The sequence below is a fragment of the Citrobacter sp. Awk 4 genome, assembly GCF_028069725.1.
Classification (GTDB): domain Bacteria; phylum Pseudomonadota; class Gammaproteobacteria; order Enterobacterales; family Enterobacteriaceae; genus Citrobacter_D.
The window spans coordinates 1-15,776 of sequence record NZ_JANEWG010000051.1; the positions used below are offsets into that span (position 1 = coordinate 1).

Here is a 15,776-nt window from a genome sequence, read left to right on the forward strand (position 1 = left end):
ATATTATTTTGTATATCTGTTGTTTCTTCTGTTTGAACGCGGGTATAGCGCGATGGCCAAATAATGTCTGGAGAGGTTTCCAGCGCATTCGCAATGATCAACTCCGCACGGGGCCAGCTACGGGTAAACACGTTGCGTAACGAATCGGGAGATAATCCGGCTGCACGAGAAAGGTCTCTGAGTGTTATTCCTTTTTTTTCAAGTGCACTTTTAATATCTGCACGATGCCAGTCTTGGCTTTTTTGTTCCATTCTGTAATCCTAAGGGGATGTGTTATCGGCGCCGATATTTTTCAGGTTATAAATCGGGATGAGTAAAAGAAGGTTATTTTCTTTTCTCAACAGAGATATTGCCAGAATAAACCTGAGAATTCGCGGAAAAAGAAAAAATATTTTTATTGCATCAGAGGAAAGGAAAGAAACTGATGGCAGAAGAGTGGTTCACGGTGAAGGAATGCCTCGAATTGCCGGGGTTTCCGCGAAGCGAGCCCGCGGTTCGCAAACGTCTGAACTCGTACAGCGAAGGAAAAGCAGATCTCAGGCGCAAGCGCGCTAAATCGAAGGCTGAGGAGTATCATATCTCTGTTTTCCCTTTGTACTTGCATCCTTACCTGCATGAATACGAGGAAAAGGGTACGACTGAACCCTCTTCCGTCCAGGAAGTGGAGCCCAAAGAAATCTGGGAAATGATATTCAGGTTACTGACGCCGGTACAACGCGAGAAGGTGACGGGATTGTTCAGAGGGAAGGGGATTGATGCCGTATTCCCTTTTCTTTTCGACGACAGTTCTGTGCTTTGATGTCAGCCAGATAAGCGCAGCATACATATAAAAAACGCTTTCTCCAACGTCTTGCTGACGATGTTGTTTCGCCGTTTTCCTGGCCTCAAGGCTATCGGAACGGCTTCTGTCTTATTAATCTTAGCAAGTATGCCTGGCGGCGAGATTATGGCACACTTGCCCGGTTAACTCTCGTTCTCAAACAGGTACGACAGACGTGAAAATCCTCGTTGATGAAAATATGCCTTATGCCCGCGAATTGTTCAGTCGTTTGGGGGAGGTAAAAGCGGTTCCTGGTCGCCCCATTCCCGTTGCTGAACTCGAAGACGCAGATGCGTTAATGGTGCGCTCGGTCACCAAAGTGAACGAATCGTTGTTGAGCGGAAAGTCCGTTAAGTTTGTTGGAACGGCGACCGCAGGCACTGACCATGTGGATGAAACCTGGCTTAAGCAGGCCGGGATTGGTTTTTCTTCTGCGCCTGGCTGCAATGCTATCGCGGTTGTCGAATATGTTTTTTCCTCGTTGCTGATGCTTGCTGAACGCGATGGTTTTGCTTTATGCGATCGCACCGTGGGTATTATCGGCGTAGGGAATGTCGGCGGTCGTTTGCAGGCGCGACTGGAAGCGCTGGGCATTCGAACTTTATTGTGCGATCCGCCGCGCGCCGATCGTGGAGACGAGGGCGATTTCCGCTCTCTGGAAGAGCTGGTGCAGGAAGCCGACATTCTGACCTTCCACACGCCGCTTTTTAAACAAGGGCAATACAAGACGCTGCATCTGGCTGATGATGCGATGATTCGCCGCCTGAAACCTGGAACCATTTTGGTCAATGCCAGTCGTGGCCCGGTGGTGGATAACGCTGCCTTGTTGGCGCGACTGAATGCCGGGCAGGCGTTAAGCGTGGTGCTGGATGTCTGGGAGGGGGAGCCCGATCTCAATGTCGAATTGTTGGAAAAAATCGACGTTGGTACACCACATATCGCGGGCTATACCCTGGAAGGGAAAGCGCGTGGCACCACTCAGGTCTTTGAAGCGTATAGCGCATTTATTGATAATGCGCAGCAAGTCGCGCTGGATACGCTGTTACCCGCGCCAGAGTTTGGCCGCATCACACTTCATGGCACGTTAGATCAGCCAACGCTGAAAAGGCTGGTACATTTGGTGTATGATGTGCGGCGCGACGATGCCCCGCTGCGAAAAGTTGCCGGGGTTCCGGGTGAGTTTGATAAACTGCGTAAGAATTACCTTGAGCGCCGTGAGTGGTCATCATTGTATGTGATGTGTGATGACGCCGAAACGGCAGCGCTGTTGAATAAACTGGGTTTTACTGCCGTTTACCACCCAACACATTAATGTCTTCTTAATGCTCCCTGGCGAATAATTCGGCAGGGACGCTTATGTTTTTCTGGAGTAAATCACCATGTCTGAAGGCTGGAATATTGCCATCCTGGGCGCCACGGGTGCCGTAGGCGAAGCTCTGCTCGAAACGCTGGCCGAACGCCAGTTCCCGGTCGGTGAAATCTATGCGCTGGCGCGTAATGAAAGCGCAGGCGAGCATCTGCGCTTTAATGGTAAATCCATCATTGTGCAGGATGTCGCTGATTTTGACTGGACGCAGGCGCAGCTGGCGTTTTTTGTCGCCGGGGCTGAAGCCTCTGCTACATGGGTTGAGGAAGCCACCAACGCCGGTTGCCTGGTGATTGACAGTAGCGGATTATTTGCCCTGGAGCCTGATGTTCCGCTGGTCGTGCCGGACGTTAACCCGTTTGTCCTGGCGGACTATCGTAACCGCAATGTGATTGCCGTTCCTGACAGCCTGACCAGCCAGTTGCTGTCTGCGTTGAAACCGTTGATCGACGAAGGGGGACTTTCTCGCATCACGGTGACGAACATTTTGTCCGCATCAGCGCACGGTAAAAAAGCGGTCGATGCGCTGGCTGGTCAAAGTGCGAAATTGCTTAACGGCATTCCGATTGATGAAGATGATTATTTTGGTCGCCAGTTGGCATTTAACATGCTGCCGCTGCTGCCGGATCGTGAAGGCAGCGTGCGCGAAGAGCGCCGTATTGTCGATGAAGTCCGCAAAATAATGCAGGATGAGGGATTAATGATCTCCGCCAGTTGCGTACAGTCGCCGGTATTTTACGGTCACGCGCAGATGGTGAATTTTGAAGCGCTGCGCCCACTGGCAGCGGAAGAGGCGCGTGATGCGTTTTCTCGCGGCGAAGATATTGTCTTGTCTGAAGAGACAGACTTCCCGACCCAGGTCGGCGATGCCTCTGGTAATCCACAGCTTTCGGTCGGCTGTGTTCGTAACGATTACGGTATGCCGGAACAAGTTCAGTTTTGGTCAGTCGCCGATAACGTCCGTTTTGGCGGCGCGCTGATGGCGGTGAAAATTGCTGAAAAACTGGTGCAGGAGTATTTGTACTAATGTCTGACCCGCAACAACCGTCAGTTCATAAAATTGCGCTGGGCATTGAATACGACGGCAGTAAATATTATGGCTGGCAGCGTCAGAATGAAGTGCGCAGCGTCCAGGAGAAGCTGGAGAAGGCGCTTTCGCAGGTGGCCAACGAACGTATCAACGTATTTTGTGCGGGTCGTACAGACGCGGGTGTGCATGGTACTGGGCAGGTGGTGCATTTTGAAACCACCGCTCAGCGTAAAGATGCAGCGTGGACGCTGGGTGTAAATGCGAATTTGCCTGGTGACATCGCTGTGCGTTGGGTGAAAGCTGTACCCGATGATTTTCACGCCCGCTTTAGCGCCACGGCTCGCCGTTATCGCTACATCATCTACAATCATCGGTTGCGTCCGGCGGTTTTAGGTCAGGGCGTTACGCATCATTATGAGCCGCTGGATGCAGAACGTATGCACCGGGCGGCGCAGTGCCTGATTGGTGAAAACGATTTTACCTCGTTTCGCGCAGTGCAGTGCCAGTCACGCACGCCGTGGCGTAATGTGATGCACATTAATGTGACGCGTCATGGTGCGTATGTGGTGGTCGATATCAAAGCAAATGCCTTTGTACATCATATGGTAAGGAATATTGTCGGTAGCCTGATGGAAGTGGGCGCCCACAACCAGCCGGAGAGCTGGATCGCAGAGTTACTGACGGCTAAGGACAGACGACTTTCTGCAGCAACGGCGAAAGCGGAAGGATTGTATCTGGTCGCGGTAGATTACCCTGACCGGTTTGAACTTCCCAAACCGCCGATGGGCCCGCTGTTTCTGGCGGACTAATCAGAATGGCATACCCGGAATATGACGGGTACAAAAGGCAAAAGCACATATGGATCTGATTTACTTCCTTATCGATTTTATTTTGCACATTGATGTGCACCTGGCGGAACTGGTGGCGGAATATGGCGTGTGGGTTTATGCCATTCTGTTCCTCATCCTGTTCTGCGAAACCGGCCTGGTGGTCACACCGTTTCTGCCAGGTGACTCGCTACTGTTTGTGGCGGGGGCGCTTTCCGCGTTGCCAACCAACGATCTCAATGTTCACCTGATGGTGGGGTTGATGGTGGTGGCGGCGATTATAGGCGATGCGGTGAACTATACGATTGGCCGACTGTTTGGCGAAAAACTCTTCAGCAATCCGAACTCGAAGATCTTTCGTCGCAGCTATCTGGACAAAACCCATGCGTTCTATGAACGTCATGGTGGTAAAACCATTATCCTGGCGCGTTTTGTCCCCATCGTGCGTACATTTGCGCCATTTGTGGCGGGAATGGGACACATGTCCTATCGCCATTTTGCGCTGTACAACGTGACGGGCGCGCTGCTTTGGGTATTGCTGTTTACCTATGCGGGCTACCTGTTTGGCGATTTGCCGATCGTTCAGGAAAACCTGAAATTGTTGATTGTGGCGATTATCGTGCTCTCGGTATTACCGGGCGTCATTGAAATTATCCGCCATAAACGTGCGGCATCGCGTGCCGCAAAATAGAAAGTAACTCAGCGGTTCGACCACTTTTTTATCCAAAGTTTCGGGCTGTTATGTTTTAATGTGCAACATTCATGGTCTGTTGGGGGCAAAAATGGCATTATGCGCCCCCAAAGATAAAACTGGCATCGAACCAGGTTCAGGCAGAAAGGTCACTAATGAGCTGGATTGAACGAATTAAAAGCAACATTGCGCCCACCCGCAAGGCAAGCATTCCTGAAGGTGTGTGGACTAAGTGTGATAGCTGCGGTCAGGTTTTATACCGTGCTGAGCTGGAACGTAATCTTGAGGTCTGTCCGAAGTGTGATCATCATATGCGCATGTCGGCGCGCAATCGCCTGCATAGCCTGTTAGATGAAGGAACTCTTGTGGAGCTGGGTAGCGAACTTGAGCCGAAAGACGTGCTGAAGTTCCGTGACTCCAAGAAATACAAAGACAGACTGGCATCCGCGCAAAAAGAAACCGGAGAGAAAGACGCCCTGGTGGTGATGAAAGGCACGCTGCATGGCATGCCCGTTGTCGCTGCTGCGTTTGAATTCTCCTTCATGGGCGGGTCTATGGGTTCTGTCGTCGGCGCACGTTTCGTTCGTGCCGTTGAACAGGCGCTGGAAGATAACTGCCCGCTGATCTGCTTCTCCGCTTCCGGTGGCGCGCGTATGCAAGAAGCGCTGATGTCGCTGATGCAGATGGCGAAAACCTCCGCAGCGTTGGCGAAAATGCAGGAACGTGGATTACCGTATATCTCCGTCCTGACCGATCCAACAATGGGTGGCGTCTCTGCAAGCTTCGCAATGTTGGGCGATCTCAATATCGCTGAACCGAAAGCGCTGATCGGCTTCGCTGGCCCACGCGTCATTGAGCAAACCGTACGTGAGAAACTGCCGCCGGGATTCCAGCGCAGTGAGTTCCTGATTGAAAAAGGCGCTATTGATATGATCGTCCGCCGCCCGGAAATGCGCCTGAAACTGGCAAGCGTTCTGGCGAAGCTGATGAACCTCCCAGCGCCGAATCCGGATGAACCGCGCGAAGGTGTGGTGGTACCGCCGGTACCGGATCAGGAAGCAGAGGCCTGATAACTGAAAAGGGCAGGGCCATCGGCGCTGCCCTTTTTCTTTTCTCACCGTAGCGAATTTACAAAAATCATGGACAATAAACGTATCCCCAAAGCCGCGTCGCCCCTGGCCTCGTGGCTTTCTTATCTGGAAAACCTGCACAGTAAAACCATCGATCTGGGCCTTGAGCGTGTCAGTCAGGTTGCGGCGCGTCTTGGTGTACTGAAACCGGCGCCGTTTGTCTTTACGGTGGCAGGAACGAACGGTAAAGGCACGACCTGCCGCACGCTGGAATCCGTGCTGATGGCGGCGGGCTATAAAGTTGGTGTTTACAGTTCCCCACATCTGGTGCGCTACACTGAACGTGTGCGGGTGCAGGGACAAGAGTTATCCGAGTCTGCACATACTGCGTCATTTGCAGAAATCGAAGAGTCTCGCGGTGGAATTTCGCTGACCTATTTTGAGTACGGCACACTTTCAGCGCTGTGGTTGTTTAAACAGGCGCAACTTGATGTGGTGATTCTGGAGGTAGGGTTAGGCGGTCGCCTGGATGCCACCAATATTGTCGACGCAGATGTCTCTGTCGTGACCAGCATCGCGCTGGATCATACTGACTGGCTGGGGCCAGATCGCGAAAGCATCGGCCGCGAGAAAGCAGGGATCTTTCGTGCACAAAAACCGGCTATTGTTGGCGAACCTGAAATGCCTTATACCATCGCCGATGTGGCGCAGGAAACCGGAGCGCAGTTGCGTCGTCGGGGTGTGGACTGGCATTTTGAAGTGTCAGGCGATAGCTGGTCGTTTACCGACAGCAACGGTACGGTAAAGGATTTGCCATTACCGCTGGTGCCACAACCTAATGCCGCCACCGCGCTGGCCGCGCTACGCGCCAGTGCATTGAACGTCAGTGAACAAGCGATTCGCGAGGGGATTGCCCGTGCCATTTTACCGGGACGTTTTCAGATTTTGAGCGAATCGCCACGTGTTATTCTTGATGTCGCACATAATCCTCATGCGGCGGAATATCTTACCGGGCGCATGAAAATGTTGCCGAAAAGTGGGCGAGTGCTTGCTGTTATCGGTATGCTACATGATAAAGATATTGCAGGAACATTGGCCTGGCTGAAAAGCGTAGTCGATGATTGGTATTGCGCGCCGTTGGAAGGGCCGCGAGGTGCGACGGCGGAGCAACTGCTGGAACATCTGGGCAGCGGTAACGCCTACGACAGCGTAGCGCTGGCATGGCATGCGGCAATGGCGGACGCAAAACCAGAGGATACTGTGCTGGTGTGTGGATCCTTTCACACTGTCGCACATGTCATGGAAGTGATTGACGTGGGGAGAAACGGTGGCAAGTAAATTTCAGAATCGTTTAGTCGGCACCATTGTGCTGGTCGCGCTTGGGGTGATCGTGCTTCCTGGGCTGCTTGACGGGCAGAAAAAACATTATCAGGATGAGTTTGCCGCGATCCCGTTGGTACCGAAACCCGGTGATCGTGATGAGCCGGATATGATGCCTGCTGCGACGCAGGCGCTACCGACTCAGCCGCCTGAAGGCGCGGCGGAAGAGGTCAGAGCAGGGGATGCGGCAGCGCCATCCCTCGATCCGTCTCGTCTGTCGTTGAACAATACCGCCGATCTCGATCCGGTTCCTGAGCCTGTCGAACCACCCAAACCAAAACCGGTTGAAAAGCCGAAGCCGCAACCACCGCGTGAACAACCGGTTGCTGTGACGCCGACGCCGCCCCCTGCGCCGAAACCGGTCGTAGAGGAAAAACCCGCGCCGACCGGCAAAGCCTGGGTTGTACAACTGGGCGCATTGAAAAATGCCGACAAGGTCAATGAGATCGTCGGTAAACTTCGTGGCGCGGGGTTCCGGGTATATACTTCCCCCTCAACGCCAGTGCAGGGTAAAATCACCCGCATTCTCGTAGGGCCTGACGCTTCAAAAGACAAGCTGAAAAGTTCACTGGGTGAGCTTCAGCAGATCTCAGGCTTAAGCGGGGTGGTGATGGGTTATAGCCCGAATTAAGTGACGTTGTTGCCTGATGGCGCTACGCTATCAGGCCTGTAATTCGACACTTATTTCGGCCGGATAAGGTGTTTACACCGCCATCCGGCAGTGCCCATTGAGGCAAAAAGGACGATGGCGTTGAAGATTTTTTCAGCGCCATTTTTATTTACGCGTGGAAAGGAAATCCCTACGCAAACGTTTTCTTTTTCTGTTAGAATGCGCCCCGAACAGGACGACAGGGCGTAAAATCGTGGGACATGTATGGTCTGGATTGATTACGCCATTATCGCGGTGATTGGTTTTTCCTGTCTGGTTAGCCTGATCCGTGGCTTTGTTCGTGAAGCTTTATCGTTGGTGACATGGGGTTGTGCTTTCTTTGTCGCCAGCCATTACTACACTTACCTGTCTGTCTGGTTTACGGGCTTTGATGACGAACTGGTTCGAAATGGGATTGCTATCGCGATACTGTTTATCGCGACGCTTATCGTCGGCGCTATCGTCAATTTTGTGATAGGTCAGCTGGTCGAGAAAACCGGTCTGTCGGGGACTGACAGGGTATTGGGGATCTGTTTCGGGGCTCTGCGAGGAGCGTTGATAGTCGCTGCCATTCTGTTCTTTCTCGATACCTTTACAGGCCTGTCGAAAAGTGAAGACTGGAGTAAGTCGCAGCTTATCCCACAGTTCAGTTTCATCATCAGATGGTTCTTTGACTATCTGCAAAGCTCGTCAAGTTTCTTGCCCAGAACATAACTGAGTTCTGAGATGTGGCTTAACGAGGAAAAGACGTATGTGCGGTATTGTCGGTATCGCCGGTGTTATGCCGGTCAACCAGTCGATTTATGACGCGTTAACGGTGCTCCAGCATCGTGGCCAGGATGCTGCAGGCATCATCACCATCGATGCGAACAACTGCTTCCGCCTGCGCAAGGCGAATGGCTTAGTGAGCGATATTTTCGAAGCTCGCCACATGTTGCGTTTACAAGGCAATATGGGCATCGGTCATGTGCGTTACCCTACGGCTGGCAGTTCCAGCGCCTCCGAAGCTCAACCTTTTTACGTCAACTCGCCGTATGGTATTACGCTTGCCCATAATGGCAATCTGACCAATGCGCACGAGTTGCGTAAAAAGCTGTTTGAAGAAAAACGCCGCCACATCAATACCACTTCAGATTCTGAAATCCTGCTCAATGTCTTTGCCAGCGAGCTGGATAACTTCCGCCATTATCCGCTGGAAGCCGACAATATTTTTGCGGCCATCGTGGCGACTAACCGTCAGATCCGCGGTGCGTATGCGTGCGTGGCGATGATTATCGGTCATGGCATGGTCGCGTTCCGCGATCCTAATGGTATTCGCCCGTTAGTGCTCGGCAAACGTGATATTGGCGATGGCCGTACTGAGTATATGGTCGCTTCCGAAAGCGTTGCGCTTGATACGCTGGGTTATGAGTACCTGCGCGATGTAGCGCCTGGCGAAGCGGTATATATCACCGAAAAAGGCCAGTTGTTTACCCGTCAGTGTGCGGATAATCCGGTCAGCAATCCTTGCCTGTTCGAGTACGTTTACTTTGCGCGCCCTGACTCCTTTATCGATAAGATTTCCGTCTACAGTGCCCGCGTGAACATGGGCACCAAACTGGGCGAGAAAATTGCCCGTGAATGGGAAGATCTGGATATCGACGTGGTCATTCCGATTCCGGAAACTTCGTGTGATATCGCGCTGGAAATCGCGCGTATTCTGGGTAAACCGTACCGTCAGGGGTTTGTGAAAAACCGCTATGTAGGCCGTACCTTTATCATGCCTGGACAGCAACTGCGCCGTAAATCAGTGCGTCGCAAGCTGAACGCCAACCGCGCAGAATTCCGCGATAAAAACGTCCTGCTGGTGGATGACTCAATCGTGCGCGGCACAACTTCCGAGCAGATTATTGAGATGGCCCGTGAAGCCGGGGCGAAGAAAGTTTATCTCGCTTCTGCGGCACCAGAGATCCGCTTCCCGAATGTCTACGGTATTGATATGCCAACGGCGACGGAGCTTATTGCGCATGGCCGTGAAGTCGACGAAATCCGCCAGATTATTGGCGCAGATGGTCTCATCTTCCAGGATCTGAACGATCTGATCGAAGCCGTACGCGCCGAGAACCCGGATATTCAGCAGTTTGAATGTTCGGTGTTTAATGGTGTGTATGTGACGAAAGACGTTGATCAGCAGTATCTCGATTTTCTGGATACCCTGCGTAATGACGACGCTAAAGCGGTACAACGGCAGAACGAAGTGGAAAACCTCGAAATGCACAACGAAGGGTAATTTCCTTCTCCGGACAAGGGCGCGTTAGCGCCCTTGCTTGCAACTCCCCGTAAAATCCTGCAAAGTCAGCCCTGAAGCAAGAAAGGGCAAGTAAACATGAAACGACTCATCGTAGGGATCAGCGGCGCCAGCGGCGCAATTTATGGCGTGCGCTTATTACAGGTGCTGCGTGATGTTCCGGATGTGGAGACGCATCTGGTGATGAGTCAGGCGGCGCGGCAGACGCTGTCGCTGGAAACGGATTTTTCTTTGCGTGAAGTGCAGGCTTTCGCTGATGTTACCCATGATGCGCGTGATATTGCGGCCAGTATCTCCTCTGGTTCTTTTCAGACGGCTGGGATGGTGATTTTGCCATGCTCAATCAAAACCCTTTCCGGCATTGTGCACAGTTATACCGACGGATTATTAACCCGCGCAGCGGATGTGGTGCTGAAAGAGCGCCGTCCGTTGGTGTTATGCGTACGTGAAACACCGCTGCATCTTGGACATCTGCGTCTGATGACGCAGGCGGCTGAAATCGGCGCTGTGATTATGCCGCCGGTTCCGGCGTTTTATCATCGCCCTCAAACACTGGATGATTTGATTAATCAAACGGTTAATCGCGTTCTCGACCAGTTTGATATTGCGCTGCCACAGGATCTTTTCACCCGCTGGCAAGGGGCTTAATTTGCGTTTCCCTCGTACGTAATTCATTCCGTTGCCCTGTTTCAGGGCAATTTTGTAACCGCGATCATATCCTCAACATTTAATTCGTCAAAACTCACCGAAACGCTGCGGTTCAACCGCTATACCTGCTATCTTCAACATCAGGACAATATTGCAACGTTTTATTAACAAATTTAACGTCAAATATCCTCATTGACGTGAAAATGGCATAAGACCTGCATGAAAAAGTCTGCAAACACACAACACAACGTAAAACATAATAAAATTACGCCACTTGAGGGTTATGTATGAAGAAGACGGTTCTCGCTTTGTCTCTGCTGGTAGGACTTTCCGCGTCAGCGGCCAGCTACGCAGCACTTCCGCAGACGGTTCGTATTGGAACAGATACGACATATGCGCCTTTCTCATCGAAAGATGCCAAAGGGGATTTTGTCGGATTTGATATCGATCTGGGTAATGAGATGTGTAAGCGTATGCAGATTAAGTGTACGTGGGTCGCCAGTGACTTTGATGCGCTCATCCCGTCGCTGAAAGCGAAAAAAATTGATGCGATCATCTCTTCTCTTTCCATCACCGAGAAGCGTCAGCAGGAGATTGCCTTCTCCGACAAACTTTATGCCGCTGATTCGCGACTGATTGCCGCGAAAGGGTCGCCGATTCAGCCAACCCTTGATTCACTGAAAGGAAAACATGTTGGTGTCCTGCAAGGTTCAACGCAGGAAGCCTATGCCAATGACACCTGGCGGAGCAAAGGCGTTGATGTCGTCGCCTATGCCAACCAGGATCTCATTTACTCTGACCTGACGGCGGGACGTCTTGATGCTGCATTGCAGGATGAAGTCGCGGCCAGCGAAGGGTTCCTCAAACAGCCTGCCGGTAAAGACTATGCGTTTGCCGGTCCTTCTGTGAAAGACAAAAAGTACTTTGGCGACGGTACCGGTATTGGTCTGCGTAAAGATGATACCGAGCTGAAAGCCGCGTTTGATAAAGCGCTGGGCGATCTGCGTAAAGACGGTACCTACGACAAAATGGCGAAAAAGTACTTTGACTTTAACGTCTACGGTGACTGATTCGCCGCTGTGGGAAATTTACTGCACCGTTTTGGTTAACCAAAACGGTGCATGATAAGTGCCAGGCACTGTTATGGTGCAATTGTTGCTGTCGAAATGAGCATGAATGCATACTTAAGCGTTTTTCATGCAAATTAATAATGCCGGAAGGGTAGAATACTTTGCCTTGTCAGCCCGATTGATGGCACGATAACTGCTGCTGGTCCTGTAAAGATCCCCTATAAAAGACAGTCTGTTGAGGATAGTTATGAAAAAACTGGTGTTGTCTCTTTCTCTGGTCCTGGCTTTCTCCAGTGCTACTGCAGCATTTGCAGCCATTCCGCAAAAAATTCGTATCGGCACCGATCCGACTTATGCCCCGTTTGAATCGAAAAATGCGCAGGGGGAATTAGTCGGTTTTGATATCGATTTGGCGAAAGAACTGTGCAAACGTATTAATACACAATGTACCTTCGTGGAAAACCCGCTGGATGCGCTGATCCCTTCGTTAAAAGCGAAGAAAATCGACGCAATCATGTCTTCGCTTTCCATCACTGAAAAACGTCAGCAGGAAATCGCGTTTACCGACAAGCTTTATGCAGCAGATTCTCGTCTGGTTGTCGCGAAAGCGGCTGACATCCAGCCCACCATTGAATCCCTGAAAGGGAAACGTGTTGGCGTACTGCAGGGCACCACTCAGGAAACGTTCGGCAATGAACACTGGGCGCCAAAAGGCATTGAAATCGTTTCTTATCAGGGACAGGACAATATTTATTCCGACCTGACGGCAGGACGTATTGATGCCGCGTTCCAGGACGAAGTTGCTGCGAGCGAAGGTTTTCTGAAGCAGCCTGTAGGCAAAGATTACAAATTCGGCGGCCCGTCAGTGAAAGATGAGAAACTGTTCGGCGTCGGTACCGGGATGGGTCTGCGTAAAGAAGACAATGAACTGCGCGAAGCCCTGAACAAAGCATTCGCTGAAATGCGTGCTGATGGTACTTACGAGAAGCTGGCGAAAAAGTACTTCGATTTTGATGTTTACGGCGGCTAATCACCCCGGCAGTTGATAAAGCCCACTCCCTCCTGCTGATGCGGGAGGGTGAAAAAAGAGGCGAAGCATTACCACACACGACAGGACAGGCAGCATGTTGTACGGGTTTTCAGGCGTTATTTTACAGGGCGCGATTGTTACGCTGGAGCTGGCTCTCAGCTCAGTTGTGCTGGCCGTTCTTATCGGTCTCGTCGGCGCGGGGGCAAAGCTTTCGCAAAGCCGTGCGATGGGGCTTATCTTCGAAGGATACACCACCCTGATCCGTGGGGTGCCGGATCTGGTCTTAATGCTGCTGATCTTCTACGGGTTGCAAATCGCGCTTAACGCGGTGACCGACGCAATAGGGATCGGCCAGATTGATATCGATCCAATGGTTGCAGGTATTATCACCCTGGGATTCATCTACGGTGCCTATTTTACGGAAACGTTCCGTGGGGCATTTATGGCCGTGCCTAAAGGGCATATTGAGGCGGCAACGGCTTTTGGTTTTACCAGTTCGCAAACCTTCCGCAGAATTATGTTTCCGGCGATGATGCGTTATGCCTTGCCGGGGATTGGCAATAACTGGCAGGTGATTCTCAAGGCGACAGCGCTGGTTTCACTTCTCGGACTGGAAGATGTGGTTAAAGCGACCCAGTTGGCGGGTAAAAGCACCTGGGAACCGTTCTATTTCGCGGTGGTGTGTGGGGTCATCTATCTGGTATTTACCACGGTTTCGAATGGCGTACTGCTCTTTCTTGAGCGTCGCTACTCTGTGGGTGTGAAGAGGGCTGACCTGTGATCGAAATTATTCAGGAGTACTGGAAATCCCTGCTCTGGAGCGATGGCTATCGCTATACAGGCGTGGCGATCACCTTGTGGTTGCTGATTTCCTCCGTCGTGATGGGCGGGATTCTGGCCGTGTTTATGGCCATCGGTCGCGTCTCAAGCAACAAGTTCATCCAGTTTCCTATCTGGCTGTTTACCTATATTTTTCGTGGTACGCCGCTTTATGTGCAACTGCTGGTGTTCTATTCCGGGATGTATACGCTGGAAATCGTTAAAGGCACTGATTTCCTCAATGCGTTTTTCCGTAGTGGACTTAACTGTACAGTGCTGGCGCTCACGCTGAATACCTGTGCCTATACCACCGAAATTTTTGCTGGCGCTATTCGCTCGGTACCGCACGGCGAGATTGAAGCGGCACGTGCTTATGGCTTCTCATCGTTCAAAATGTATCGCTGCATTATTTTGCCTTCCGCATTGCGAATTGCGTTGCCAGCTTACAGCAATGAAGTCATTTTAATGCTGCACTCAACGGCGCTGGCATTTACGGCGACGGTGCCGGATTTGTTGAAAATCGCCCGCGATATCAACTCGGCAACGTACCAGCCGTTTACCGCATTCGGTATTGCCGCCGTACTGTATTTGATTATTTCGTATGTCCTGATCAGTCTGTTCCGTAAAGCGGAAAAACGCTGGTTGCAGCATGTAAAACCTTCGACGCACTGAGAACATGATGTCTGAGAATAAATTAAACGTAATTGATTTACACAAACACTACGGCGAGCATGAAGTGCTGAAAGGGGTATCACTGCAGGCCAATGCCGGGGATGTGATCAGTATTATTGGCTCATCCGGCTCTGGCAAAAGTACCTTTTTGCGCTGCATTAACTTCCTCGAAAAACCGAGCGATGGCTTAATTGTGGTCAACGGACAGAACATCAATCTGGTCCGGGACACCGATGGTCAGCTCAAGGTGGCGGATAAAAACCAGCTGCGTTTGCTGCGTACGCGTCTGACGATGGTGTTCCAGCATTTCAACCTCTGGAGTCACATGACCGTGCTGGAAAACGTCATGGAAGCGCCGATTCAGGTGTTAGGCTTGAGCAAACAGGAAGCCCGCGAACGCGCGGTGAAGTATCTTGCGAAAGTCGGTATTGATGAGCGCGCTCAGGGGAAATACCCGGTACATCTTTCCGGCGGTCAGCAGCAGCGTGTCTCTATCGCCCGCGCGTTGGCCATGGAGCCAGAAGTGCTGCTATTTGATGAACCGACTTCGGCACTTGATCCGGAGCTGGTGGGCGAAGTGCTACGCATCATGCAGCAACTGGCGGAAGAGGGGAAAACCATGGTTGTGGTGACACATGAAATGGGCTTTGCTCGCCATGTTTCCACCCATGTGATTTTCCTGCATCAGGGGAAAATAGAAGAAGAAGGCGAACCAGAGCAGCTGTTTGGTAATCCGCAAAGTCCACGCTTGCAGCAGTTTCTTAAGGGATCGTTGAAGTAACGTTTTGCCCGGTGGCGCAGCGCCAACCGGGCGTGCATTATGACGCACGCATCCGATGTTTACATTGGGTTACGTTCCAGGCGATACACCCAGTCATCATAGCGTATGCCATTGACCTCATACGCTTTCTCCAGCACCTGAGTTCGTACAAATCCCTGTTTCTCCAGTACACGCACGGAAGGTGTGTTATCCGCCAGTACGTAACCGTTAATCGCGTTTACACCCGTTTGGGTAAAGGCATACTGGCAGATTGCCTGGAGTGCTTCGCTGGCGATCCCTTTGCCTTGCGCCGATGGGATCACGGTATAGCCGACATCGGCTTCCTGTGGATGCAGATGGCTTATCTGTAGCCCAATATCGCCCAGGGGTGTCCCGTTTTCCTGCTCACGAATCACAAAGGTATGCTGTGCGGCAAGGCGACGGGCGAACAGAAGACGGGTCTCTCTTTCCGGGCTGATATCGGCCATAAAACGCATAATGTCCGGGTTTTCACGCAGCGCAAGGAAAAACAGCCAGTCTGAAGGTTGAAAAGGGGAAAGCGTGAGTCGTGGTGTCGTAATGATCGCCATAAAGTCGTTATTCCGGTAGTCAGGTTTATCACCTTACCACCGGAACGATTGTGATGAACAGTGGAGA

General features: G+C 51.7%; 18 protein-coding genes. 16 read left to right on the forward strand and 2 right to left on the reverse strand.

What is annotated here, in order from left to right:
* On the reverse strand, nucleotides 1-251 hold a 251-nt coding region (locus tag NNO04_RS17920), incomplete at its 3' end, for a helix-turn-helix domain-containing protein (RefSeq protein ID WP_271445829.1).
* A 173-nt stretch (nucleotides 252-424) separates the two neighbouring features.
* On the opposite strand from NNO04_RS17920, the gene NNO04_RS17925 reads away from it, so the two are divergent.
* The 16 genes from NNO04_RS17925 (at nucleotide 425) to hisP (ending at nucleotide 15,140) form a co-directional block, all read left to right on the forward strand.
* Nucleotides 425-799, forward strand: coding sequence for a hypothetical protein (locus tag NNO04_RS17925; protein ID WP_271445830.1), 375 nt, complete (start codon nucleotides 425-427; stop codon nucleotides 797-799).
* 196 nt (nucleotides 800-995) lie between these two features.
* Nucleotides 996-2,132 carry a 4-phosphoerythronate dehydrogenase PdxB gene (gene pdxB, locus NNO04_RS17930; protein WP_271445831.1) on the forward strand — a complete coding sequence of 379 codons (1,137 nt, stop codon included), beginning with the start codon at nucleotides 996-998 and terminating at the stop codon, nucleotides 2,130-2,132.
* 67 nt (nucleotides 2,133-2,199) lie between these two features.
* Entirely contained in the window at nucleotides 2,200-3,213 is a 1,014-nt protein-coding gene (locus tag NNO04_RS17935; RefSeq protein ID WP_271445832.1) for an aspartate-semialdehyde dehydrogenase, read from the forward strand.
* Nucleotides 3,213-4,025 carry a tRNA pseudouridine(38-40) synthase TruA gene (truA, locus tag NNO04_RS17940; protein ID WP_271445833.1) on the forward strand — a complete coding sequence of 271 codons (813 nt, stop codon included), beginning with the start codon at nucleotides 3,213-3,215 and terminating at the stop codon, nucleotides 4,023-4,025. The genes NNO04_RS17935 and truA overlap by 1 nt, the downstream gene beginning before the upstream one ends.
* 49 nt (nucleotides 4,026-4,074) lie before the next feature.
* Nucleotides 4,075-4,734 (forward strand): DedA family protein, encoded by a 660-nt coding sequence (locus tag NNO04_RS17945; protein WP_271445834.1) that lies wholly within the window; start codon nucleotides 4,075-4,077, stop codon nucleotides 4,732-4,734.
* A 155-nt stretch (nucleotides 4,735-4,889) separates the two neighbouring features.
* On the forward strand, nucleotides 4,890-5,804 hold the full coding sequence (gene accD, locus NNO04_RS17950; RefSeq protein WP_162383109.1) for an acetyl-CoA carboxylase, carboxyltransferase subunit beta: 915 nt from the start codon (nucleotides 4,890-4,892) through the stop codon (nucleotides 5,802-5,804).
* Nucleotides 5,805-5,873: 69 nt separating this feature from the next.
* Entirely contained in the window at nucleotides 5,874-7,142 is a 1,269-nt protein-coding gene (gene folC, locus NNO04_RS17955) for a bifunctional tetrahydrofolate synthase/dihydrofolate synthase (RefSeq protein ID WP_271445835.1), read from the forward strand.
* Nucleotides 7,132-7,815 carry a cell division protein DedD gene (dedD, locus tag NNO04_RS17960; RefSeq protein ID WP_271445836.1) on the forward strand — a complete coding sequence of 228 codons (684 nt, stop codon included), beginning with the start codon at nucleotides 7,132-7,134 and terminating at the stop codon, nucleotides 7,813-7,815. The genes folC and dedD overlap by 11 nt, the downstream gene beginning before the upstream one ends.
* Before the next feature lie 243 nt (nucleotides 7,816-8,058).
* Nucleotides 8,059-8,547 (forward strand): colicin V production protein, encoded by a 489-nt coding sequence (cvpA, locus tag NNO04_RS17965; protein ID WP_162383106.1) that lies wholly within the window; start codon nucleotides 8,059-8,061, stop codon nucleotides 8,545-8,547.
* Between the two features lie 37 nt (nucleotides 8,548-8,584).
* The gene (purF, locus tag NNO04_RS17970; protein ID WP_271445837.1) at nucleotides 8,585-10,102 is read left to right on the forward strand and encodes an amidophosphoribosyltransferase; all 1,518 of its coding nucleotides are present in this window, start codon (nucleotides 8,585-8,587) and stop codon (nucleotides 10,100-10,102) included.
* Between the two features lie 96 nt (nucleotides 10,103-10,198).
* A complete protein-coding gene (gene ubiX / locus NNO04_RS17975; protein WP_271445838.1) occupies nucleotides 10,199-10,768 on the forward strand; it encodes a flavin prenyltransferase UbiX in 570 nt (189 codons plus the stop codon).
* 287 nt (nucleotides 10,769-11,055) lie between these two features.
* Entirely contained in the window at nucleotides 11,056-11,838 is a 783-nt protein-coding gene (gene argT, locus NNO04_RS17980; protein ID WP_271445839.1) for a lysine/arginine/ornithine ABC transporter substrate-binding protein ArgT, read from the forward strand.
* A gap of 247 nt (nucleotides 11,839-12,085) precedes the next feature.
* The gene (gene hisJ / locus NNO04_RS17985; protein WP_162383102.1) at nucleotides 12,086-12,868 is read left to right on the forward strand and encodes a histidine ABC transporter substrate-binding protein HisJ; all 783 of its coding nucleotides are present in this window, start codon (nucleotides 12,086-12,088) and stop codon (nucleotides 12,866-12,868) included.
* 94 nt (nucleotides 12,869-12,962) lie between these two features.
* Nucleotides 12,963-13,649, forward strand: coding sequence for a histidine ABC transporter permease HisQ (locus NNO04_RS17990; protein WP_271445840.1), 687 nt, complete (start codon nucleotides 12,963-12,965; stop codon nucleotides 13,647-13,649).
* Nucleotides 13,646-14,359 carry a histidine ABC transporter permease HisM gene (hisM, locus tag NNO04_RS17995; protein WP_271445841.1) on the forward strand — a complete coding sequence of 238 codons (714 nt, stop codon included), beginning with the start codon at nucleotides 13,646-13,648 and terminating at the stop codon, nucleotides 14,357-14,359. The genes NNO04_RS17990 and hisM overlap by 4 nt, the downstream gene beginning before the upstream one ends.
* 7 nt (nucleotides 14,360-14,366) lie before the next feature.
* The gene (gene hisP / locus NNO04_RS18000; RefSeq protein WP_271445842.1) at nucleotides 14,367-15,140 is read left to right on the forward strand and encodes a histidine ABC transporter ATP-binding protein HisP; all 774 of its coding nucleotides are present in this window, start codon (nucleotides 14,367-14,369) and stop codon (nucleotides 15,138-15,140) included.
* 59 nt (nucleotides 15,141-15,199) lie between these two features.
* Here the strand turns inward: hisP and NNO04_RS18005 are convergent, their stop codons facing one another.
* Entirely contained in the window at nucleotides 15,200-15,709 is a 510-nt protein-coding gene (locus tag NNO04_RS18005; RefSeq protein WP_271445843.1) for a GNAT family N-acetyltransferase, read from the reverse strand.
* Between the last annotated feature and the right edge of the window lie 67 nt (nucleotides 15,710-15,776).